This is a genomic window from Streptomyces sp. NPDC002513, from assembly GCF_053595355.1.
In genome coordinates this window covers 45,800-67,315 of the sequence record NZ_JBSFXK010000042.1, presented here as the reverse complement: position 1 = coordinate 67,315, position 21,516 = coordinate 45,800, and the positions used below count along the sequence as shown (strand labels likewise).

Annotated in this window: 19 protein-coding genes and 1 pseudogene; 10 read left to right on the top strand and 10 right to left on the bottom strand. The window is 68.4% G+C overall.

Annotated elements, in window-relative coordinates; translation table 11 throughout:
• Nucleotides 1-79 precede the first annotated feature (79 nt).
• Together ACWD5Q_RS24755 and ACWD5Q_RS24750 are read right to left on the bottom strand one after the other, a co-directional pair.
• Entirely contained in the window at nt 80-340 is a 261-nt protein-coding gene (locus ACWD5Q_RS24755) for a hypothetical protein (RefSeq protein WP_451429215.1), read from the bottom strand.
• A 600-nt stretch (nt 341-940) separates the two neighbouring features.
• Nucleotides 941-1,297 (bottom strand): annotated as a pseudogene (locus ACWD5Q_RS24750) (RHS repeat-associated core domain-containing protein); the annotation flags it as partial.
• A 130-nt stretch (nt 1,298-1,427) separates the two neighbouring features.
• On the opposite strand from ACWD5Q_RS24750, the gene ACWD5Q_RS24745 reads away from it, so the two are divergent.
• Entirely contained in the window at nt 1,428-2,228 is an 801-nt protein-coding gene (locus ACWD5Q_RS24745; protein ID WP_451429214.1) for an eCIS core domain-containing protein, read from the top strand.
• A gap of 164 nt (nt 2,229-2,392) precedes the next feature.
• On the opposite strand, the gene ACWD5Q_RS24740 is transcribed toward ACWD5Q_RS24745, so the two are convergent.
• A complete protein-coding gene (locus ACWD5Q_RS24740) occupies nt 2,393-3,742 on the bottom strand; it encodes a COG1470 family protein (protein ID WP_451429213.1) in 1,350 nt (449 codons plus the stop codon).
• 231 nt (nt 3,743-3,973) lie between these two features.
• Between ACWD5Q_RS24740 and ACWD5Q_RS24735 the strand changes: the two genes are divergently transcribed.
• The gene (locus tag ACWD5Q_RS24735) at nt 3,974-4,642 is read left to right on the top strand and encodes a discoidin domain-containing protein (RefSeq protein WP_451429212.1); all 669 of its coding nucleotides are present in this window, start codon (nt 3,974-3,976) and stop codon (nt 4,640-4,642) included.
• Nucleotides 4,643-4,860: 218 nt separating this feature from the next.
• Here the strand turns inward: ACWD5Q_RS24735 and ACWD5Q_RS24730 are convergent, their stop codons facing one another.
• Complete coding sequence (locus ACWD5Q_RS24730; RefSeq protein WP_451429211.1) at nt 4,861-6,327, bottom strand: aldehyde dehydrogenase family protein; 1,467 nt, start codon at nt 6,325-6,327, stop codon at nt 4,861-4,863.
• Nucleotides 6,328-6,447: 120 nt separating this feature from the next.
• Nucleotides 6,448-7,257, bottom strand: a complete 810-nt coding sequence (locus ACWD5Q_RS24725; RefSeq protein ID WP_451429210.1) for an IclR family transcriptional regulator — start codon at nt 7,255-7,257, stop codon at nt 6,448-6,450.
• A 141-nt stretch (nt 7,258-7,398) separates the two neighbouring features.
• Between ACWD5Q_RS24725 and ACWD5Q_RS24720 the strand changes: the two genes are divergently transcribed.
• The 7 genes from ACWD5Q_RS24720 (at nt 7,399) to ACWD5Q_RS24690 (ending at nt 14,942) form a co-directional block, all read left to right on the top strand.
• Nucleotides 7,399-8,703, top strand: a complete 1,305-nt coding sequence (locus ACWD5Q_RS24720) for an ABC transporter substrate-binding protein (RefSeq protein WP_451429209.1) — start codon at nt 7,399-7,401, stop codon at nt 8,701-8,703.
• Nucleotides 8,700-9,473 carry an ABC transporter ATP-binding protein gene (locus tag ACWD5Q_RS24715; protein ID WP_451429208.1) on the top strand — a complete coding sequence of 258 codons (774 nt, stop codon included), beginning with the start codon at nt 8,700-8,702 and terminating at the stop codon, nt 9,471-9,473. Before ACWD5Q_RS24720 ends, ACWD5Q_RS24715 begins: the two co-directional genes overlap by 4 nt.
• Nucleotides 9,470-10,201: an ABC transporter ATP-binding protein gene (locus ACWD5Q_RS24710; protein ID WP_451429207.1), complete on the top strand. Its 732-nt coding sequence runs from the start codon at nt 9,470-9,472 to the stop codon at nt 10,199-10,201. The genes ACWD5Q_RS24715 and ACWD5Q_RS24710 overlap by 4 nt, the downstream gene beginning before the upstream one ends.
• Nucleotides 10,202-10,212: 11 nt before the next feature.
• Nucleotides 10,213-11,079, top strand: a complete 867-nt coding sequence (locus tag ACWD5Q_RS24705; protein WP_451429206.1) for a branched-chain amino acid ABC transporter permease — start codon at nt 10,213-10,215, stop codon at nt 11,077-11,079.
• Entirely contained in the window at nt 11,076-12,137 is a 1,062-nt protein-coding gene (locus tag ACWD5Q_RS24700; RefSeq protein WP_451429205.1) for a branched-chain amino acid ABC transporter permease, read from the top strand. The genes ACWD5Q_RS24705 and ACWD5Q_RS24700 overlap by 4 nt, the downstream gene beginning before the upstream one ends.
• A gap of 165 nt (nt 12,138-12,302) precedes the next feature.
• A complete protein-coding gene (locus ACWD5Q_RS24695) occupies nt 12,303-13,427 on the top strand; it encodes an NAD(P)-dependent alcohol dehydrogenase (RefSeq protein WP_451429204.1) in 1,125 nt (374 codons plus the stop codon).
• 48 nt (nt 13,428-13,475) lie between these two features.
• On the top strand, nt 13,476-14,942 hold the full coding sequence (locus ACWD5Q_RS24690) for a benzaldehyde dehydrogenase (RefSeq protein WP_451429203.1): 1,467 nt from the start codon (nt 13,476-13,478) through the stop codon (nt 14,940-14,942).
• 203 nt (nt 14,943-15,145) lie between these two features.
• Here the strand turns inward: ACWD5Q_RS24690 and ACWD5Q_RS24685 are convergent, their stop codons facing one another.
• From ACWD5Q_RS24685 to ACWD5Q_RS24665, 5 genes are all read right to left on the bottom strand, one after another.
• Nucleotides 15,146-15,538 (bottom strand): YbhB/YbcL family Raf kinase inhibitor-like protein, encoded by a 393-nt coding sequence (locus tag ACWD5Q_RS24685; protein ID WP_451429202.1) that lies wholly within the window; start codon nt 15,536-15,538, stop codon nt 15,146-15,148.
• Between the two features lie 591 nt (nt 15,539-16,129).
• A complete protein-coding gene (locus tag ACWD5Q_RS24680) occupies nt 16,130-17,956 on the bottom strand; it encodes a glycoside hydrolase family 15 protein (protein WP_451429201.1) in 1,827 nt (608 codons plus the stop codon).
• Between the two features lie 279 nt (nt 17,957-18,235).
• Complete coding sequence (locus ACWD5Q_RS24675; protein WP_451429200.1) at nt 18,236-18,916, bottom strand: class I SAM-dependent methyltransferase; 681 nt, start codon at nt 18,914-18,916, stop codon at nt 18,236-18,238.
• Complete coding sequence (locus ACWD5Q_RS24670; protein ID WP_451429199.1) at nt 18,913-19,416, bottom strand: hypothetical protein; 504 nt, start codon at nt 19,414-19,416, stop codon at nt 18,913-18,915. The genes ACWD5Q_RS24675 and ACWD5Q_RS24670 overlap by 4 nt, the downstream gene beginning before the upstream one ends.
• 2 nt (nt 19,417-19,418) lie before the next feature.
• Nucleotides 19,419-20,747: a molybdopterin-dependent oxidoreductase gene (locus tag ACWD5Q_RS24665; protein ID WP_451429198.1), complete on the bottom strand. Its 1,329-nt coding sequence runs from the start codon at nt 20,745-20,747 to the stop codon at nt 19,419-19,421.
• Between the two features lie 312 nt (nt 20,748-21,059).
• Here ACWD5Q_RS24665 and ACWD5Q_RS24660 point away from each other — a divergent pair, with 312 nt between their 5' ends.
• Nucleotides 21,060-21,503, top strand: a complete 444-nt coding sequence (locus ACWD5Q_RS24660; RefSeq protein WP_451429197.1) for a GtrA family protein — start codon at nt 21,060-21,062, stop codon at nt 21,501-21,503.
• Nucleotides 21,504-21,516: the final 13 nt, after the last annotated feature.

Sequence of the window (21,516 nt, the reverse complement as noted above, 5' to 3'; positions counted from 1 at the left end):
CCAGCCGCGTCACACACGACATCCACATCCACCGCCTCGACCCCGAGGAGAAGATCAACGCCGAGCTGCAAAAGGCCGCTTAGGAAGCGACGTTGTCCTCGCGCCAGAGCTCGAGATCCCTCCTGATCATTGTTCCCAGATCGTGCAGAAGATGGCTGGCAGGGTGCTTCAGATACAACTGCCCGTTGATCACGATCGAACCATAGGCGTCAATGATCTCATGGAAGTCCGCAGGGAATTCGATACCGAGTTCCCGCTCCAGTTCGATCCATGGCGCCGGATCCGACCAGTTGAACCGGGGTTCACCCAACAGGGCTTCGATCTCTGAAAGCGTTGCCACGACTACGCCCCTTCTAGCACTTCGAGCCGATGCCCGTCAGGGAGTTGATCGCAGTACACGAGAAAGTGTCCACGATATTCCCCCGGGGTCCGTATGCAGTCATTCCCACCTGAACAAGCGTAGGAACGGCCGAATGCGGGTTGCGGGTCACCGTAGACAGGAACGACCGACATGAACAGTTTATTGTCCCCGGCCAAGTGCTTCCAGCCGAAGCGTTCCACCTTGCTGGCCATCCTTCTATTTGCACTGCCATGCAAAGCAACCAGGTTTCGGACATCCTGGCCGGTGCCCTTGCCCCAGTAACCTATCAGGTGACCGGCTCGAGGATCACCGCCTCCTGCCGCTATTTCTCCCATTCCGTCCGGCTGGACGGGACGGTTCACATTCGGGGCCCTTGGGAAGACCACCCGCCCCGGTGCGCGACCTGCGGTCAGCCTTGGTGAGGAAGGCGAAGGCGCCGGTCGCCCTGCAGCCCTTGTTCCCCTGGTGATCCGTGTACTCCTCAAGGCCGCCGTAGATCCGTCCTCCGTCGATCAGAGGCATCGGGTCGCACGTGGGGTTGTTGGTCTCGGTGACCCGCGGCGCAGGCCTGGGCTGGGGGCCGTCCAGCTCGACGAGGCTGGTGGGGTTGCCGCCGGTGAAGGCGTAGCAATTGCTGGTGTACGGGTCCGCACCCAGGCTCATGTCGTCGAGGGCGCCGTTGTACATGTCCCGGGTGGTGAAGCGGTTGAGGCCCGGGTCGTAGTCGCGGAAGCCCATGTCGTAGGTGCCGGACTGGGCGTCCCAGCGCTTGGCGTTGAAGCGGTAGGGGTTGTACTCCTCCTTGTCCGGCTGGCCGGCCCAGGGCTTGTCGATGCCGGTGAACTCAGTGGCATCGTTGTTGCCGTGGGCGGTGTAGCCGTAGGTGGCCTTGGTGTCGCCGTTCTTGTCGGTCAGGGCCTCGACGTCGGTGTGGGCACACGCGGACGATGCCTTGCCCGAAGAGGCAATCCGGGCTGCCCTTTCCCCACACGTGCGCCCCTGGACGGAAACCGGACCAGCCCGCGACGCTTAGGACGAACGTCCGGCATTCCGCGGGGAGCGGCAGATGCGTGCATACGATCAGGGGCAGGAACACGAGTACGACGAGTCCGTCAAGGCGGCCCGGGAGAGCCACGATCAGGCGTCGGGGGAGCTTCCGCACCTGCTGAAGGCCGCCGCCACCGGGCGTACGGAGGTGATCGGCCGTTCCGGGATGAGCACGCTTCAACGGACGGTCGGCAACGCGGCCGTCGGCGCGGCGCTCCAGCGGGAGGCCGAACCGGAGCCAGAGCAACGCGAGGCTCGTTCCAGCGTCCACGACGTGATCTCGTCCGGCGGCGGTCAGCCCCTGGACACCGACACGCGCACGGACATGGAGGGCCGGCTCGGCGCCGACTTCTCCTCCGTGCGCGTGCACACCGGATCGGCGGCATACGAGTCGGCGAAGGAGGTCGGCGCCCACGCCTATACCGTCGCCGACAACATCGTCTTCCAGCGGGACAGTTACGATCCCTCCTCGCACCAGGGCCGTACCACGCTCGCCCATGAGCTCACCCATGTCATCCAGCAGCGCAACGGCCCGGTGGACGGCACGGAGGCACCGGGCGGGATCCGGGTGAGCGACCCGTCCGACCGCTTCGAGCAGGAGGCGTCGGCCAACGCCGAGCGTGTGCTGGCTGCCCCTGCCCCGGCGCCCGCCGCGGCATCCCCCGAGGCCGCCCCGTCGGCCGCTCCCGCCGCCACCGCCCCGGTGCAGCGCCAGGCCGCCGACGAGGAGGAGGAACCGGCGGATGTGCAGGGGTCGTTCGTGCAGCGGGCGGCGGAGGACGGGAACGAGGAAGAGGAGGAGTCCGCGCCCGAGGCCTGACCGAAGGGCGCGGCCGCACATCCGCACCACAGGTCCGGCACGTGCGTCCGGACACGCGTCCGAGCCGTGCGTCCGCGCGTACGTCCGAAGGGCAGGGGATGAACTTCCCCCTGCCCCTTTGGTCTTCCTGCCGCGTCCTTCCGGTTCCGCGAGCCCGCCGCGGGTCAGCCCCCTGCCGCCGCTTTCGCCGAGATCTTGCCACCGAGCAACAATGATTCTGAACACTGGGACGGCACCGGGGCCTTGACCGGCCTGCCCACCTCCCGGCAGCTCACGGAGATGGTGATCCGGCCTCCCGACTGCACCTCGATGGGGGTGACGAAGTGGTAGTCGGAGTCACGGAAGTTCTCCAGCGCCAGGTTGAGCAGTTGCCCGTCGTCGGTGGCGATGACGACGGTGCCCGCGTCGCCCTGCGGGTTCTGGACCACGACGTCGGTCAGTTCGAAGATCTTGCCGTCCGGGACCTTGTACGCGGTCCGCCGGGTGGCACTGCCGCCCACCGCGTCCTGCACCTGCACCCGGGCGCTCTCCGGTGTCGCGGACCCGCCGGACCCACCGGACCCACCGGGCTTGGCAGTCGCACTGCCGTCCGGGGACGCGGACGTGCCGCCGGAGCCGGCCGAGCCTGCCTGCCCTCCACCGCCCGACGCCTCCTGCCCCTGTCCGTTCTTGCCGCCGCCCTTCGGGGTGGTGTTCCCCTGCCGTGCCGCGGACTCGACGACCTGCGGGGTGATCGCCTCACGGGCGGCCGATCGTACGGTGGGCCGCAGCACCGAGTACCAGAGCCCCACCAGCGCGCCCGCCACCAGCACCGCCACGACGAGGGCGCGGGGAAGCCAGCGGGGCAGGACGGCCTGCTGCTCGTAGGAACCGTCCAGGACCACCGGCTGGTAAGGGTCCTGCCCCTCCTGCGCCCGGGGTGCCACCGCCACCTGGAAGGGATGGGTGATCGGCGTACCACGCCACAGCCGCTTGGCGGGGCGCACGGTCAGTGTGGCGAACTTGGCCTGGCCGGGCGGAATCTCCAGCTCGGCCGGCTCGAAGGCGAGCCGCGACCGTTCGGTTGCTCCCCGCGCGGTCAGCGCGATCGTGACGGGCGTGTTGCCTCTGCTGTCCACGGCCAGTTTGTGCCGCCCGCGCCACGCACCGCTCGAACCGGGCGGCACCAGTTCCGAGGTGATCTCGGTGAACGGCCGTACCGCCACGCTACGTTCGAGAACAACCGTCTCGCCGTCGTCACTCGTCGGCACCACACGCAGTCCGAGCGGTGTCTCTCCGGGCGCCACCTGTGAGGTGCGGGGCGGACGCAAGGTGACGGTGGCGCTGCCGGTCGCGCCCGGGTAGAGCGACAGGCTCTCCGGTTCCACCGTGGCCCAGTCGGCGCACGGCCCGACCACCTCGAACCGGCACTCCTCAACGATGGTCCCCGAGTTGAGCACCTGCACCGCAAGATCCGCCTCGCCGCCGGGCTCAACGGTGACAGAAGACTCGTCCAGGCTCGCCGAAACACTCATGCCGCGCACCGTATTGTCCGCCGCGATCTGCCAGGACCGGCCACACAGGAACACTTTCGGGCAATGACGATGCCCTGTGAGTCACGAGCAATTCCCTTCGGGAATCCGGGGCATTACTGTGGTCAGTTGGCAAAGGGAGACCCATGTGAATGAAATGTGATGACTTCATGCTCACGATCTTTTCATTTTTCCCTGGCGTTCTCCCTCAGTCGCCCGAGGGGAGAGAGCGACGTGTTGCAGACGAACGGAGAGCGCATCACAGTGGCGCTACGCGCCCAAGACCCCGTATCGCAGGCCGGAGTTACCAGTCAGCTGCGCACCCGGCCTGAAATCAAGGTCATCGAATGGGAGGAGGGGGACGCACCGCAGGTGGTGGTCGTCGTCCTCGACGCCGTCGATGAGGACGCGTTACGCCTGCTACGCCAGATCCAGCGAACCAGTACCGCGCGGGGAGTACTGGTCACCACCCACATCGACGAACAACAACCCAGGCTCCACGTGTGGCGCCGGCCGCGACTGACGCTGCCGGTCTTCCTGATCGTCCTCGTCGTCGCGGCATGGCTCGCCCGTGCGCTGCTGACCGAGCTGTTCACCTTCGCCGAGGACAACTCCGGCACTCCGAAGCCTCTGCGCCCCGCACACATGCGCGCCTCCAGCCAGGCGGCGTCCCACCGAGCACAGGCGGCCTTCGACGGCCTCAACAACCGCTACTGGGCGCCGGCAGCCCCCGGCCCCGCCACGGGGCAGTATCTGGAAGCCGACTTCGAGCGGCCGGTGCGGTTGCAGAAGATCCTGATCACGTCCGGGAGTTCGACGAAGCCGGACGAGTACCTCAGCCAGGCGCGGCCTTCGGAGATCACCCTCACACTCGTCTCCTCGGACGGCAAGCACACCACCTAGGACCTCAATCTGAACGACGCGCCCGGCCAGCGGAGCTTCGACGTCCAGGGGGCGGACGTGACGCGGGTACGGCTGATGGTGGATGCCGCCTACGACGCCGGGAAGGACCGCCGGGTCGCCGTCGCCGAGGTGGAGTTCTTCGGACGTCAATGACACTGCCGTAAGGGGGTACATGTCGACGGCCTGTCAGTGGACCGTGCGAGGGCGGACACGTGCGCTCAGAAGGGAAAGGTTCGCTTCGTGTCACGGACGGTGACCCATTGCAGCTCGGTGAAGTCCTCGACTGCGAACCCGACGCCGAAGCGGCCCCAACCGCTGTTCTTCATTCCGCCGAACGGCATGTGAGGCTCGTCGTTCACGGGCTGATCGTTGACATGGATGATGCCGGCGGTGATCCTGCGGGCGACCTCGAGGCCCTGAACAGAATCAGCCGCGAGGACGGCTGCGGTAAGTCCGAAGCCGGAAGCGTTGGCGCGCTCGACGGCCTCGTCGCGATCATCGACCACCGTGAGGACCACTACGGGACCGAAGGTTTCGTCGAAGGCCAGCTCGATGTCGTCGGGTACGTCGGTCAACACGGTCGCCGGATAGCAAGGCGGCTGGGCCGTTCCCCCGGCGAGAACGCGTGCACCTGCTGTCACAGCTTCTTCGACCCTGCGGCTGATCGTCGACAGCGCCCACTGGTTGATCACCGGCCCGATCACTGTCCGTGGATCCAGAGGATCACCGAGAGGCAGGCTCGCGACCTTGGCGGCGAAGCGCTCGGAGAAGTCGTCGGCGATCGAGCGCTCGACATAGATCCGGCGCGCACACATGCAGACCTGGCCTTGGTGGACGAAGGCGCCGAACGCGGCGGCATCGGCCGCATAGTCGAGGTCCACCCCGTCGAGAACGATCAGGGGATTCTGTCCTCCGAGCTGAAGAAGGACACGCTTGAGGTGCCTGCCCGCCGCCTCCGCAAGCCGCCTGCCCGTCGCGGTCGAGCCCGTGAAGTTCAGCCTTCGCACCAGTGGGTTCGCGATCAGCTCGTCGCCGACCAGCGAGGCCTCCCCGGGGCCGTGCGTCACGATGTTGAGGACGCCCGGCGGCAACCCGGCCTCTTCGAAGATTTCCGCCCACAGGGCACCGCACGCGGGTGCCTCTTCCGACGGCTTGAGCACGACTGTGTTGCCGAGCGCCAGGGGCCCGGCGATCGCGCGGCCGGTCAGCGTCAGGGCTGCGTTCCACGGGGCGATGGCACCGACGACGCCTACGGGACGACGCATCGCCATCGCCTGGGTGCCCGGCTGGTCCGACGGCAGGACATGTCCGGCAGCGGCGTACGGCAGGGCAGCCGACTGCCGCAGCAGCGACAGCGTGAAGTCGAGCTGGATGTCGCCGAAGTAGCGGCTGCAGCCGGTCTCCCGCGCGAGCAGTGCCATGATGTCGGCCCGCCGGCGTTCCACGATGTCCGCCGCCTTGAGGAACACCGACTGACGCTCGTGGGGCAGCGACTGTGACCAGGTACCGAATGCCTGATGGGCCGCCTCGATCGCAGCTCGTGTGTCGTCCTGGTCGCCGGCGGCGACGACGGCCACCACCTCGTCGGACCAGGGGTTTCGGCTTTCGTACGTGCGCCCGTTGCGCGAGTCGACCCACTCGCCGGCGATGTGTTGGCGAACAAGGGGGGCCGCCGCGGTCTTCACTGATGCTCCTTCGCCCGAGGTCTGGTCGCGCAGGTCGTGGCCGCAAGGCTAGAAGGCCTCCGGTAAATGGCTACCTTACGTTCCACCAGCAGGAACCGCTTCCCGAGGAGTGGAACTCCGTCATCCCAAGTAGCCCATGCGACGCGAGATTTCCTGAGCGGTGTGGCGAAGCGGCGCTTCCAGGCGCGCCACGACTGCCTCGGCCGTGGCGTTCCAGGCGCTCAGGTGGACGGCGATGCCGAGTGCCGCACACACGTCGCCGCGATGATCCCGCACCGGAACGGCGAGCGATCGCAACCCGGAGGCGAGCTCCTCGTCGTTGACGGCGAGGCCGGTGCGGGCGATCTCCGCCAGAACCGAGAGCAGTTGCTCGCGAGCGGTGATGGTTTTCGGCCCGCGACGCGCGAGGTCGATCCGGTCCAGGATCGTACGCACGGACGCCGGGTCTCGATAGGCCAGCAGCACCTTGCCCATCGATGTGCAGTATGCGGGCAGCCGAGTCCCGATCTGGATGTTGAGCTCGATCCGGAATCCGGCACGGCTCGGGCGACGGCGGTCGACAAAGACGATGTCCGCGCCGTCGAGGATCACCAGGCTGACCGTGTGGTTGGTCTCGTCGGCCAGAGCCTGGACGCTTCGAGCGGCGACGCGGGCGACCTCCAACGTCCCCACGGCCGCGATGCCGAGGTTCATCGCCGCAGGACCCAGGAGGTACTTGCGGCCGCCGTCCTCCTGCTCGAGGTAGCGCAGGGCAACGAGGCTCGCGACGTAGCGGTGGCATGTGCTCTTGCTCAACCCTGTCGCCTTGGCCAGCTCGACGAGCCCGAGAGGCCGGCGGCCATCGGCGAGCGCGGTCAGGATGGAGAGGCCTCGTTCGAGGGCCTGAGCACCCGCGTTCGGCGAGTCCATCGATGCCGGGACTGGAGTCATGCGCGAAGCGTAGATGGAACACCGTTCCTACGAGTGGAACTGCGCGTTGACGTGTGCCGCAACTCACATCACGATGCGCCTCCAAGAGATGTCCGTCACACCCGTAGCGGCACCCAGGTTCCGCAGCCAGGAGGACTCGTCGTGACCAACTTCCCGACCGGCGGCGTCAGCAGGCGCAGTCTGCTCAAGGGCGCCGGATACGGTGCCGTGCTTCTCGGCGCAACGCCGCTGCTCAGCGCATGCGGAGGGCTGAAGGGCTCGAGTTCGTCGTCCTCGGACGTGCTGCGCATCGGCTACGTGAGCCCGCAGACCGGAGCTCTGGCCGGTTTCGCGTCGGCCGACAACTTCATCGTCTCCCAGGTCCAGGCAGCGGTGGCGAAGGGGCTGACGATCGGCGGCAAGAAGCGGCGGTTCGAGATCGTCGTCAAGGACACCCAGTCGAACGCCAACCGGGCCACCGAGGTCACTCGGCAGCTGATCAACGACGGCGTCGACCTGATCGTCGGCTCCTCGACGCCCGACACGACCAACCCCGTCGCCGACCAGTGCGAGGCCAACGGCGTTCCGAACGTCACGACCATCGCGCCGTGGGAGGCATGGTTCAACGGCCGCGGTGGCAAGTCGGGCGAAGGCTTCAAGTACACGACGTTGTTCTTCTTCGGCATGCAGCAGTTCGCGGACTGCTTCTTGCCGATGTGGGACAGGATCGGTGTCTCCCGCAAGGACGTCGCGGCTCTGTGGCCGAACGACACCGACGCCAATGCCTTCCGCCACGGCCTGAGCCCCATGATGACGAAGAAGGGCTGGACCCCCGTCGACGGCGGCGCTTACGAGGACGGCGCAACCGACTTCACCGCGCAGATCACCAAGTTCAAGAAATCCGGTGCCGAACTCCTCACGTGTACGCCGATCCCGCCGGACTTCCAGACCTTCTGGAAGCAGGCACAGCAGCAGGGCTTCCACCCGAAGCTGGCCACGGTGGCCAAGGTCATGCTCTTCCCCACCGAGGCCGAGGCGCTGGGCCGCTTGAGCAAGAACATCGCCACCGACATCTGGTGGAGCCCTTTCCACCCGTACAAGTCGGCCCTGGACGGCACCACCGCCAAGCAGCTTGCGGACACTTACGCCGCCAAGACCGGCAAGCAGTGGACACAGGCCCTCGGCTCGATCTACTCCCTGTTCGAGGTCGCCATCCAGGCGTTCAAGAACGCCGATGACCCGAAGGACAAGGACGAGGTCGCGAAGAACCTCCGCGAGATGAAGATCAGCTGCATGAGCGGTGACCTCGACTTCACCGCCGGCCCCGAGCCCGGCGTCGCTCTCCAGCACCCCGTCGGCGGCCAGTGGCGGCCCGGCAAGCAGTTTCCCTGGGACATCGTCATCGTCGACAACACCCCCAACCGGGCGGTTCCGCTCGGGGGCGACCTGGAGCCGACCAGCGCATGAGCCCACACGATGAGCTGCTCTCCCTCCGAGGGATCAGCAAGAAGTTCGGCCGAGTCGTCGTCGCCACGGACCTCGATCTGAGCATCCGCGGCGGCGAGGCCCTCGGCATCGTCGGCCCGAACGGAGCCGGCAAGTCATCGCTGTTCTCCATGATCTCGGGCGACTTGCATCCCGACCACGGATCAGTGTGGTTCGACGGCAAGGAGGTGACCGGCCAGTCGGCGTTCCGGCGGACTCGCACCGGCATCGGACGCACGTACCAGATCCCTCGCCCGTTCGAGCACCTCACGGTCTTCGAGAACGTCCTGGTCTGTGCGCACCAGGGTGGGGGACGGCGCGGACGAGACGCCTACGACCGTGCGGCATCGGTGCTCGAGCTCACGGGTCTGGCTGCCGAGGCGAACACACCGGCCGGCCGGCTCGGCCTGCTCCAGCGCAAGCGCCTGGAGCTGGCCCGCGCCCTGGGAACGGACCCTGCGCTGCTGCTGCTCGACGAGGTCGCCGGTGGGCTGACCGACCCTGAGGTCGCAGAGCTCGTCGACGTGGTGCGTCGGATCCGGGCCGAGGGGCTGGCGGTCGTGTGGATCGAGCACGTCGTGCACGCCCTGGTGAAGACGGTGGACCGCATGGTCTGCCTGGCAGCCGGACGCGTGGTCGCCGACGGCGCCCCCCTTGATGTCCTTGCGCACCCAGACGTTCGGGAGCTGTATCTCGGTGGCGGTCTCGGGAGCACCGATGGCACCGCCGACGAGGAGACAACCTCACCATGACCCTGCTCAACGTCCACGGCCTCGACGTCCACCACGGACAGCTCCAGGCGATCCGTTCGCTGGACCTCACCCTCGACGAAGGGGAGGTACTTGCCGTCATAGGCGCGAACGGCGCCGGCAAGTCCACCCTCCTTCGTGCTCTCGCGGGCAGCAATACGCCGACCGCCGGCAGCATCGTCTTCGACGGGGCCGACGTCACTCGTCTGCCCGCCTATCGCCGTGTGGCGGCCGGGATCGCGCTGGTGCCTGAGGGACGGAGGCTCTTCCGCTCCCTCACGGTGGAGGAGAACCTGCGCACCGGCAGCTACCGAGGTCGTTCCGGGCCTTGGACCCTCCCACGTATCTACGAGTTGTTCCCGTGGATGGCTGACCGTCGTCGGCAGAACTCGGCCCAGCTCTCGGGCGGGGAACAGCAGTCGGTCGCGATCGGGCGGGCGCTCATGTCCAACCCGAAGCTGATCCTGATCGACGAGCTCTCACTCGGACTGGCGCCCGTCGTCGTCCGGCGCATCTATGACGTTTTGCCCACCATCGTCGAGAACGGCACCTCCGCACTGATCGTCGAGCAGGACGTCTCCCAGGCGCTGCGAGTGGCCGGCACAGTGCACTGCCTCCTCGAAGGCAGGTCCGTTCTCAGCGGCTCCCCCGACGAGCTCACCCCGAGCGCCATCGAGCAGGCCTACTTCGGCCTCACGACCTCCACCGCGTCCGGCACGGCCGACGACTGAAAGGAACTGAAGTGGACTGGTTCAACGCAGTCGTTCAAGGTGTGCTGCTCGGCGGCCTGTATGCGCTGTTCGCGACCGGCCTGTCCGTGATGTTCGGGGTGATGCGGGTCGTCAACCTCGCACACGGGGACCTCGCTGTCGTCGCCTCGTTCCTGGCGCTTGCCATGGTCAACGGCACCGGCCTTCCGCTGTGGGTCGCCATCGTCGTGACGGCGCCGCTGTTCGCTGTGCTCGGCTATATGACGCAGCGTGTGCTGCTGCGCCGCAGCCTTCGGGCCGGGCCGCTGTCGACACTGGTGGTCACGTTCGGGTTGTCGATCATTCTTCAGAACGTTCTCCTCGAGATCTTCTCGGCCGACACCCGCACGCTCGGCGGTGGCGCCTTCGCCACGGGATCGTTCCGCATCACACGAGACATCTCGATCCCGTACCTCTCGCTCGTCACCTTCGTGCTGGCGATGATCGTGATCATCGCGATCCAGCTGTTCCTGTCCCGGACCGGTCTCGGGCGCATGCTCCGCGCGAGCTCGGACGATCCCGACACGGCAACTCTCGTCGGCGCCGACAGCCGCCATGTGTACGGCATTGCCACCGCTATCGCCTTCGGGACGGTCGCGCTCGCCGGTGTGATGATGGCGATGCGCTCGTCCTTCGACCCCTCCACGGGACCTTCGCGCCTGTTGTTCGCCTTCGAGGCGGTGGTGATCGGCGGCCTCGGCTCCCTGTGGGGCACGTTGCTCGGCGGCATGGTGCTGGGCCTGACCCAGTCGCTGGGCGCACAGATCGACCCTGCACTCACCATCCTCAGCGGACACATCATCTTCCTCGCGGTGCTGGCCCTCCGCCCGCAGGGCCTTCTTTCGGGACGGACCGCATGAGCATCACCGACGCCTTCCTCACGCATGCCGCCCACCGCGCATCTGTACGCCGGTCCAGCCGCTCCGCCTGGTTCGGTTCCGGTCTGATGGGCGTAGCGGTGCTTGTGCTCGCCGTCCTGCCGTTCGCGGTGATAGGCGGCGTCACCGACTCCCTCGTCAACCTGTTCATCCTCATCGCGCTCGCGAGCATGTGGAACCTTCTCGCCGGCTTCGCCGGGCTGGTCTCGGTCGGTCAACAGGCCTACTTCGGCCTCGGCGCGTACGCCGTTCTGATGCTTGCTGAGCACGGAGTCCAGGCCTACCTCGCCATTCCGTTGGCGGCGGTGGTCGCGGCGCTCATCGCGATCCCGACCTCCTGGCTGGCGTTCCGGCTTCGCGGCGACTACTTCGCGATCGGCACCTGGGTGATCGCCGAGGTGTTCAGGCTGGTGACGACGCGGATCGGTGCACTCGGCGGGGCGAGCGGCAAGTCGCTCTCCACTCTGTCCGACATCGACCCGGTCATACGTGGGGCCATCACCTACTGGGTGGCTCTCGGCCTGGCGGCGGTGGCTACCCTCACCTGCTACCTCCTCCTTCGGAGCCGCCTCGGGCTCTCGCTCATGGCCGTGCGCGACGAGGAGACCGCCGCCAACGCGGTCGGCATCAACGTCCCGCGAGCCAAGCGCTGGGTCTATCTGATCTCGGCCGCCGGTTGTGGTGCCGCAGGCGGCGTCCTGCTCGTGGCGTCGCTCAGCGTGAACCCCGATGCCGTGTACAACGTGCAGTGGTCCGCCTACATGATCTTCATCGTCGTCATCGGCGGCATCGGCTACATCGAGGGCCCCATCATCGGGGCAGTCATCTTCTTCGCGCTCCAGCAGGTGCTGTCGGACTACGGAAGCTGGTACCTCATCATCCTCGGTGCATGTGGCACGCTCGTGGCCATCTGGGCACCACGTGGTCTGTGGGGCCTGATCACGGAGCGGGCGCGGATCAGCCTCTTCCCGGTGGGATACCTCCTCGACCGCCGGCCCGGCGCCGGTGCACCTCAGAATGCCGGCGGCCGCCGTGCCTGAGCCGGAGCGGCTCGGTCTCGTCGAAGCGGCGGAGGCTGTCCTGCGGGGCGCGGGGTCGGATGCCCTGAGTCGCGGTCCGGATCGTCGGACGCCCCGGCGCCGACCACACCGTCGCAGCCGTCGCCGCGATCATCCACAACGAGACTTCGGGAAGGACCTCCTGGCATGAAGGTGACCGCCGCCGTCGTCGAGGAACTCGGCGCCCCGTTCACTCTCGCCGAGCTCGAGCTGGACGAACCCGGGCCGGGCGAAGCGCTGGTCCGGATCGTCGCAACCGGCATATGTCACACCGACGAGATCACCCGGCATGGCGACCTGCCGATGCCCTTCCCCGGCGTCCTGGGTCACGAGGGCGCCGGCGTCGTCGAGGCCGTCGGGCCGGACGTCACCCACGTAGCCGTCGGAGATCACGTCGTCATCGGCTGGCCGTCCTGTGGTAGCTGCGCGAACTGCCGACGTGGGCAGCCCCGTTACTGCGCGCGCCTCGGTGAGGCGCTCTGCGGTGGAGGCCGGCTGCTCGGACCCCGTGCGGGCCAGAGCGCTCTGCATCGCGCGAACGGAGACGAGGTGGTGCACAGCCACTTCTTCGGCCAGTCGTCGTTCGCCACGCATGCACTCACCTGGGCCGAGGCGCTGGTGGTGGTTCCCGACACGGCTCCGTTGGCGGCACTCGGTCCGTTGGCCTGCGGCATCGCGACCGGAGCGGGAGCCGTCTTCAACACGCTGCAGCCTCGTCCCGGGAGCTCGCTCGTCGTGTACGGCGTGGGAGCGGTCGGACTCGCCGCCGTGATGGCGGCACGACTGAGTCCGGCGACCCGCATCATCGCGATCGACCGGCACGCCAACCGACTCGAGCTCGCACGCCGCTTCGGCGCTACCGACATCATCGATGCGACGCACACCGATCCGGTCGAGGCCGTGCACACCATCTGCGGTGGGCCGGCCGACTACTCGATCGAGTGCACGGGCGTCATCTCGGTCGTCCGTCAGGCCGCCGACAGCGTCGGGATGCTCGGGACCTGCGTGCTCATCGGCGGTGCACCCGCCGGCGCCGAGTTGAGTCTCGACCATCTCACCACGCTCTGGGGCAAGCGCGTCGTGGGCGTCCTGGGGGGCGGAGGCCGTAGCGAGGAGCTGATCGGCACGCTGGTCGAGCTGAACGCCCAAGGCCGTTTCCCCTTCGATGAACTGGTGGAGTTCTACGACCTCGCCGACATCGAACGAGGTATGAACGACGCCCTCGCGGGCCGCGTGCTGAAGCCGGTCCTGCGCATGCCGGCGCACCCCTGACCGACGCGCACCTCATCGAACTCGAACTTGTCTACCAAAGGAATCGTTGTGGCACTCCTGGACTCTGTCGACTGGCAGGGCAAGATCTTCAAGAACGGCGCCTGGGTGACAGGCCGCGGTGGCGACTACCCCGTTGTCGAACCGGCAACCGGCACGGAGCTGGCTCGCATGGGAGCAGCCGGCCCGGAGGATGTGGCCGAGGCCGCTGCCTCAGCGGCCTCGGCGCAGCAAGCCTGGGCAGCCGTTCCGTTCACCGAGCGAGCGGCAGTGCTCCGCAGGGCAGGTGATCTGTGGAAGCAGCACGCGGAGGAAGTCGCCGAGTGGAACATCCGTGAGGTCGGCGCCGTCCCGGGCATGGCCCGGTTCGCACTCCACACCGCTGCCGAGGAGTGCTACGAAGCCGCCTCGCTCCCTGGCCGCCCGCTGGGTGAGGTGCTGCCGAGTGAGGAGCCGCGACTGTCCATGACACGCCGCGTCCCCGCCGGCGTCGTGACGGTGATCGCGCCTTTCAACGTGCCGATCATCCTGGCGATCCGCTCTGTCGCTCCTGCCCTGGCTCTCGGCAACTCGGTCCTGCTCAAGCCGGACCCCCGCACCGCAGTCACCGGTGGCACGCTGATGGCTCGTATATTCGAGGAGGCGGGCCTGCCGGCCGGTGTGCTGCAAATGCTTCCGGGCGGTCCGGACGTCGGCGAGGCATTGGTCGTCGACCCGCATGTCCGGGTGATCTCGTTCACCGGCTCCACGGCCGTCGGCCGACGCATCGGCGAGCTCGCCGGCCGGCATTTGAAGCGCGCTCACCTCGAGCTCGGCGGCAACTCCGCACTGCTCGTCCTCGATGACGCCGACGTGGAAGACGCGGTCAACCTGGCCGCATGGGGCTCGTTCTTCAACCAGGGTCAGATCTGCATGACCACGGGAAGGCACCTCGTGTCGAGTGCGATCTACGACGATTTCGTCGCTGCGCTCGCTGCGAAAGCGCAGGGCCTGCCGGTCGGGAATCCGGCGGCCGGTGGCGACGTCGCTCTCGGGCCGATCATCGACGCCAAGCAGCGTGACAAGATCCACCACCTGGTCACCGAGAGCGCCTCCCAGGGGGCGAAGGTCGCGGCGGGAGGCACCTATGAGGAGCTCTTCTACCGTCCGACGGTCCTGGCGGACATGTCACTCACGGCCCCGGCCTTCGCCGAAGAGGTCTTCGGGCCGGTGGCACCGGTCACCCGCGTCGAGTCCGTGGAGGACGCGGTGAGGATCGCCGAGGACAGCGAGTACGGGCTTTCGCTCGGCATCGTGACCAAGGATGCCATGCGCGGCTTGGCCGTGGCCGAGAAGATCCCCACCGGGATCGTGCACATCAACGACCAGACGGTGAACGACGAAGCGGTGGCACCGTTCGGAGGGGTCAAGGCATCGGGTACGGGATCCCGCTTCGGCGGGGCCGCTGCGAACATCGAAGCCTTCACCGAGACCCGCTGGATCACCATGCGTGGCACCACTGCGCGCTACCCCTTCTGACCGCTGTGCCTTGGCCCGGCCGGGGCGCCTCGTCCGGGGCCCCGGCCGGGCCGAGCGTCGTCGGCTCCGGCGGACACCGTCGGTATCAGACGCCTGGAGATCCGCCGACGAGATCCGCTCGGCGGCACCGTTCGCGCGTACCGACATGCGGCCTGAGCCGGGTGGATGAAGTATTCGGCAGCCGCACCATCGGCTCCGCTGCGTCAGTGCCGTGTGTAGGGGGCGACCAGCACCGCGGTGGCATCGGCCTGACTCCGTAGTTCTTTGAGGGTCTGGCTCGGCGAGGTGTTCCGGCCGAAGGACCCCGGCAGGGGGGTGCGGAACGCGTACAGCGTCAGCTGGTACTCGTGCGTGTGACCGGCCGGCGGGCAGGGGCCGTCGTACGTCGCCTCGTCGAAGTCGTTCAGGAGTTCCCTGGCACCGGGCGTCAGGGTGTGCGCCTGCGTTCCCGACGCTGTCGCGGGAAGGCCGACCTGGAGCCAGTGGATCTTCTGGTTCTCCCGGTCGACCATGGACAGGGCGAGCTCGGCGGTACCGGCGGGGACGTTCTCGAACGTGAGCCCCGGGGAGTAGTCGTGGGGGCTGTCGCAGGTCATGAGGGGGAGGAACGCGCCTGACGCGTCGAAACCCTGGCCTCTGCCGAGGGTGAAGGGACCTGTAGGTACCGCCGTCGCCCGGGAGACGGCGGTGGACGGGGCCGGCGTTGCTTGGGTCTGCCCGGAGGGTGACGAGCACGCGCCGGTCGTCAGCAGCGCCACTGCGGCAATCGCGTCTGACACAAGGAATCGACGCTTCATGCTGGAACCGTATGCCAGGCGTACGCCCCTGACCGCCCCGTACCGGCTCGCGGCTTCGTGACGTGAGGTTCCCCCGCTGTGCGGCAAGTGCTGATCCGCTGGTCAGAGCAGGTTGAAGGGCTGTCAGGTTCGCTCGTTCAGCCGCTGCCTGGTCGGCGTAGCACTTCTCTTCGAACTCGATCGGGCCGAGCCGGCCAAGCCGCTCCTCGATGCGCCGACATCACGCTCGCCCTGCTCGCCCACGCCTTCCTGGCGGTGATGGCAGTCCAGGAACACGAAAAGAACTGCACGCCGCGAGCACGTGGTGAACTGGACTCATGGCGGCGTCGCCGGCGCGCCTACGTGAGTGCGCGGATCGGTAAGCAGTTGGCGCACACACGGGTTGTTCGCCTACTGGGGGTGCCTTGTCTGCCGCTCGGCATCGCGGATGGCGCGAGCGGCGTTGATGAGCCCGATGTGGCTGAAGGCTTGGGGGAAGTTGCCGAGGGCCTCTGCTGTGGTGGAGTCGGTCTCCTCGGCCAGCAGGCCGAGGTCGTTGGCGTGTGCGAGGGCGGCTTGGAAGACGTGCCGTGCACGGGTGGTGTGGCCGGTGAGGGCGAGGGCTTGGGCAAGCCAGAAGGTGCACAGCAAGAAGGCGCCTTCTCCTTCCTGCAGCTCATCGGTGAGGTAGCGGCGGACCAGGCCGTCGCGGTCGGTCAGGTGGGTGGCGACGGCCAGCACGGTGGACTGGACGCGAGGGTCGTGCGGCGGCAGGAAACCGACGATGGGCAGCATCAGCGCGGAGGCGTCGAGGTCGTCACTGTCGAATGCCTGGGTGAAGGCGCCCAGGCCGGGGTTCCAACCATGTTGTTCGATGGCTCGGCGGATCTGGGCGCGCTCGTACCGCCAGTGGGGCAGGCGTTCGTCGGCCTGGAGGGCGGGGGCCATGGCGATGGCGCGGTCCAGGGCGACCCAGCACATCAGTTTCGAGTGGAGGAAGTGTCTGCTGGGTCCGCGTCTTTCCCAGATGCCCTGATCCGGTTCGTTCCACCGCCGGCCGGCTGTCTCGGCCGCCTGGAGCAGGAAGGTGCGGGTGGTCGGGTCGAGCGGCTCACCGGGCGGAAGGGTCTGGTGAGCGGCGTCGAGGAGTTCGCCGTAGACGTCGAGTTGGCGTTGGCGCCAGGCGTCGTTGCCGATCCGAACGGGGCTGCTGTTGCGCCAGCCGGTCAGGTGCGGCAGGAGCCGCTCGCTCAGGTCGTGTTCGCCGCCGATGCCGTACATGATCTGCAGGTCGACGCCGCGGTCGAGTTGGCTTGCCCCGGCCCGGGCGAGGAAGTCGAAGAATCGGTTCTTCTCCTTCTCGCAGGCGGCCGTGGCCAGTGCCTGAATGGTGAAGCTCGCGTCGCGCACCCACGTGTAGCGGTAGTCCCAGTTGCGCATCCCGCCCGCCTTCTCGGGCAGGGAGGTGGTGGCCGCGGCGACGATGGCCCCGGTGGGCGCGAAGGTCAGGGCTCGCAGCACGCGTCCGCTGTGGCCCACCTCGTCCTGCCAGGGGCCGACGTAGCCGCGGTGGAGCTTCGACCAGGAGCGCCAGCCTTCGACGGTGTCGGCCATGCGGCGCCGGATCCGCCCCGCCCGCCAGCCCACCGACTCCCTTTCCCACGCCGGTCTGACGTGCAGGGCGAATCCGAGGCGGTGCCCCGCCGAGAGCGGGATTCGGCCGTGCGCCGTGGAACCGCTCACCCGCAGGTCGACGGGGCTCGACAGCAGCAGAACATGGGCTCCCCCGTACGCCGCGAGCCCGCCTCGCACGGCTGAGAGGAGTGGGTGGACGAGTCCGAACTCCGGGCGCGGCGCATAGGCGATCTCGATGTCCACCCGCCCTTCGGTGCAGGTGATCTGCCGCAGCAGCGTTCCGGGGGAAGCGGTGCCGAGCGCGTGCCCGCGTTCGCGCCGTCCCAGGGCAAGGGCATCCCGCAGGACCGCCGTTCCCCCGGTCGTGCGGAAGACCGTCTCCAGAACCAGGGTGTCCTCGACGTAACGGCGGCTGATGCCGACCAGGCCGGTGACAGGGCGGATCGACCAGTGGCCGGCGTCCTCGTCGAGGAGCCGGGCGAAGATCGCCGGGCTGTCGAACCGGGGCAGGCACAGCCAGTCCACCGAGCCGTCGGAGGTGACCAGTGCGGCCGAGCGGCAGTCGGACAGCAGAGCGTGGTCACCGATCGGTCGCGCACTCATGTGCCGCAGCCCGTCCGCCTCGGGCTGAACGTGGCCCGGCTGGGACGACGTGAGCAGTCGCCTGCGCGGCAGGTCTCTCCCGGTGCCCGACGAGTGTCATTGATCCCAGCCTCCCTGCACAGCGGATTCACCCCTACTCAATCAGCACGATCGGTGGATCGCACGTGCCGGCCGCCGGCGGTTGCCCCGACCGGGTGGCACGATCAGGTGCCGCGCCTCGCGGTCGGCGTCCGGTCGGCGTACGTCGTGTCTCCCCGCCGCCGCGTGGCCGGCCCCGCCTCAGCAGCGACGTCCCGGGGCTGAATCCTGGCGGCCGAGGGCGAGGAAGCATCGGTGGCCGTGTCTCCACTGGTCGGTGACGCTGAGGGCGAGGTCCTCGGCGATCCTGTGGAGCGCCGGTGCTCCCAGACGCGCCCAGGGAAACGGCGGCCCCTCGTGGCCACGGATGTCTTCGAACCAGGCGGTGCAGCGCTCCTCGACATCGTCGGGGTCCACCTCGACGAGGAGAACACCCGTCGGGGCGGTGAGCCGGATGCATCGGCCCAGCAGGGCGCGCGGGTCACCGCCGATACCGATGTTGCCGTCGATGAGGAGGACGGTCTGCCAGCCTCCCTCGGCCGGCAGCCGGTCGAACACCGATCGGCACAGTGCGATTCCGCCGAGAGCGATGGTATGGGCCACCGCGCGGGGAGTCACATCGACGCCGAGAGCGAAGACTCCGCGGCCCAGCAGCGCTCTGCACAGCCGGCCCGGTCCGCTGCCGACGTCGAGAACGGGGCCGACGCAGCGATGGAGCAGGGATTCATCGGCCGGGGTGGGCTGCGCGTACCAGCGATCCACAGGCATCCGGATCCGGCGCCCGTCTCCCAGGCGTAGATACACCGGTCCGTGGCCGGTTCGCAGGGCGAGTGCATAGGGGTCTCCCTCGGCGCGGGGCGAGCCGTCCTCATCGGTCGTCACGGTGCAGCATCGTGACCTGGTGCGGGTCGTTCCTCGTCGGCGCGGGCGGCCCGCCGGACGCGGCGGAGCCTGAGAGCGAAGGCCAGTGCGGAGGCGGCGAAGAGCACGGCGGTGATGGCCAGCCACCGGCCGAGGTAGACGTCCATGGACAACCGGGTGGCACCCGGGTAGGGGGTCGACAAGGCGAAGATGAGGGGGAACCAGACGAGCAGGAGCACACCGGAGAGAAAGGTGGGCACGCGCAGGTGGTTGATCCACGGCGGTTGTGGCATGCGGATGGCGCGATGCCGCAGGACAGCGTGTGCCGACAGGTCGGCGAGTGAGTACAGGGGCAGCAGGATCAGATCGTGGAGGATCGCCACGCCGACGAACCAGATCGCGACCGCGAGCGGGCGGACCGCGAACAGGCGTACCAGGGCGTAGCCGGTGAGGGCGAACGAGGCGATCAGGACGAGAAGGTGGAGCGGGCCGGAGCCGTACCAGCGGACGAAGCGTGCCATGGTCAGGTCCTGAAGGTGAGCCGGTGCACCCACTTGGTGTTGTTCACGCCGGGGTTGGCCGGGACGATGACGCGGGCCGGGTAGCCGTGGTCGAGTGAGAGGTCCGCGCCGTTGACGTGCAGGGCGAGCAGCGATCGGAGGTCGTGGATCTGGTTGCCCCGCAGTACCACCGAGCTGTAGGGGCCGGGGGGTTGAACGGACTCCACCAGGACGCTTCCGGCGTCGGGGAGGCCCGCCAGGGCAGCGAGGTCGGCCAGCCGAAGGCCGCTCCACTGCTGGTTGGGGGTGGACCACCCTTCCACGCAGGCGATCGGCAGTGCGGCGGCGTGCTGGGGCATCGCGAGGAGCTGTGCGCGGGTGAAGACGAGCGTCGGACCGGGGCCGTGGATCTCCAGCCGCCAGCCGGGGCCGACGTGCGCGGGGGTGACGCCGACGGAAGCGGCCGTCTTGTTGATCTGGAAGCCGCTCGGGCCGCTGCCCGGAGTACGGTTGTGCGGCGCGAGAAGGGCGGTGCTCCGCAGCCAGCCGCCGATGCTCTGTCCCGCGGTGACCACCAGGAGGAGCAGCGATCCGCCTCCCACCATGGCGAGCGCGCCACGCCGGGTCATTGTCGGCGGCCCGGGAGCGGTCGAGACCAGGCCGTCGGGGTCGGGGGGCTCGGGCCGGGTGTGGGCGAGGTCGGTGCGCAGTTCGGCGGCCAGGCTACGGGAGCGCAGGGCGCGGGTCATCCGGCCGAGTCTGAGGCACACATGGACGACGAAGGCGGCGATGAAGACCCAGGCGCCGTAGAAGTGCAGGGTGTAGAAGGAGCCGGGGAAGACGTAGAAGAGCTGGATGTTGAAGATGCCGGTGACGAATTCGAAGATCACCCCGCCGACCAGCATGAGCAGGGACAACCGCTCCAGTCCGTGGGCGACGGAGCGGACCGGCAGCCACTCGAACAGCTTCGGGATCACCGACCACAACTTGGCCAGCAGCACGGGCACCAGGACCACGCCGAGGGTCACGTGCACGCCCTGGGTCAGCCGGTACAGCCAGTACGGATGTGTGGGCCAGTCGAAGAGGTAGAAGCCCAGCAGGCCCTTGTCCGGCGTCTGGTCGTTGATGCGGCCGAGTCCCGGGTTGTAGGAGGCGTAGGAGAGCATCCCGGTGACGAAGAGAAGCGGGATGCCGATCAGCAGCACCAGGCCGAACACGGACGTCAGCCAGGGCCCGCGGAGAGGACTGCGCCAGAAGCCGGGACGGAACGGTCCCGGGGGCGGAGGAGTCCTCTCGACCCGCCGCACGAGAGCTCGGATACGAGCGGCCTCCTTGGTGGCCCGCGCGGCCATGGCAGCGCGAACGCGCTCGAGGCGCCCTGGCGCGTGACCCTCGCCCGGTCTCGGGCGCTGAGGCCCGCCGGGCTCCGGGGACGGCGGCCGTCCGCCACTGTCCATCGGCTGCCTCCTCTGCCCGGGCCGACTCTCAGAGGGGGGATCGCATCCCGCCGCGCCGTCCGCGTCTGTGGTCGTCAGCCACAAACTGGCACAGATCCGGTGGGCTTTCCGTGCCAGGCCTGCATGCGGGTGTCGGGCGTCAGCCGAACGGCCGAACCGGGGCTCCGCACGGCTCGACGGGTCGCACGGTGGCCTCATGATGGTGAGGTGCGACGCCTCAGCGCACAGCGCAGCGCCGCCACCCGGCCCGGCCGCCCCGCGCTGACCAGAGAGGTGATCTGGTTCGTCGTGATCGGCGTCGCGTCCACGGTGGCCCAGGCCTTGCTGTACTGGGTTCTGCGCCACGGGTCGCCGCCCGTCCTGGCCAATTTCGCCTCTCTTCTCGTCGTCACCGTCCTCAACACGGAGGCCAACCGCCGGCTGACCTTTCGCGGGTCCGCGGTCCGGGTCCTCCAGGCGCATCTGGCCGCGGGTGGCCTGTTCGTCCTGGCGTACCTGGTCACCTCAGGCGCCGTCCTGCTCTTCCGCCACTACCGGCCCACCGCCTCACCGGCGGCGGAGACCCTGGTGCTCGCACCGAGCTTCGCTCTGGTGACCGTGGTGCGCTTCACCGTCCTGCGGATGGTCCTCTTCCGACGCCGCCGTCGATGACTCCCGCACACCC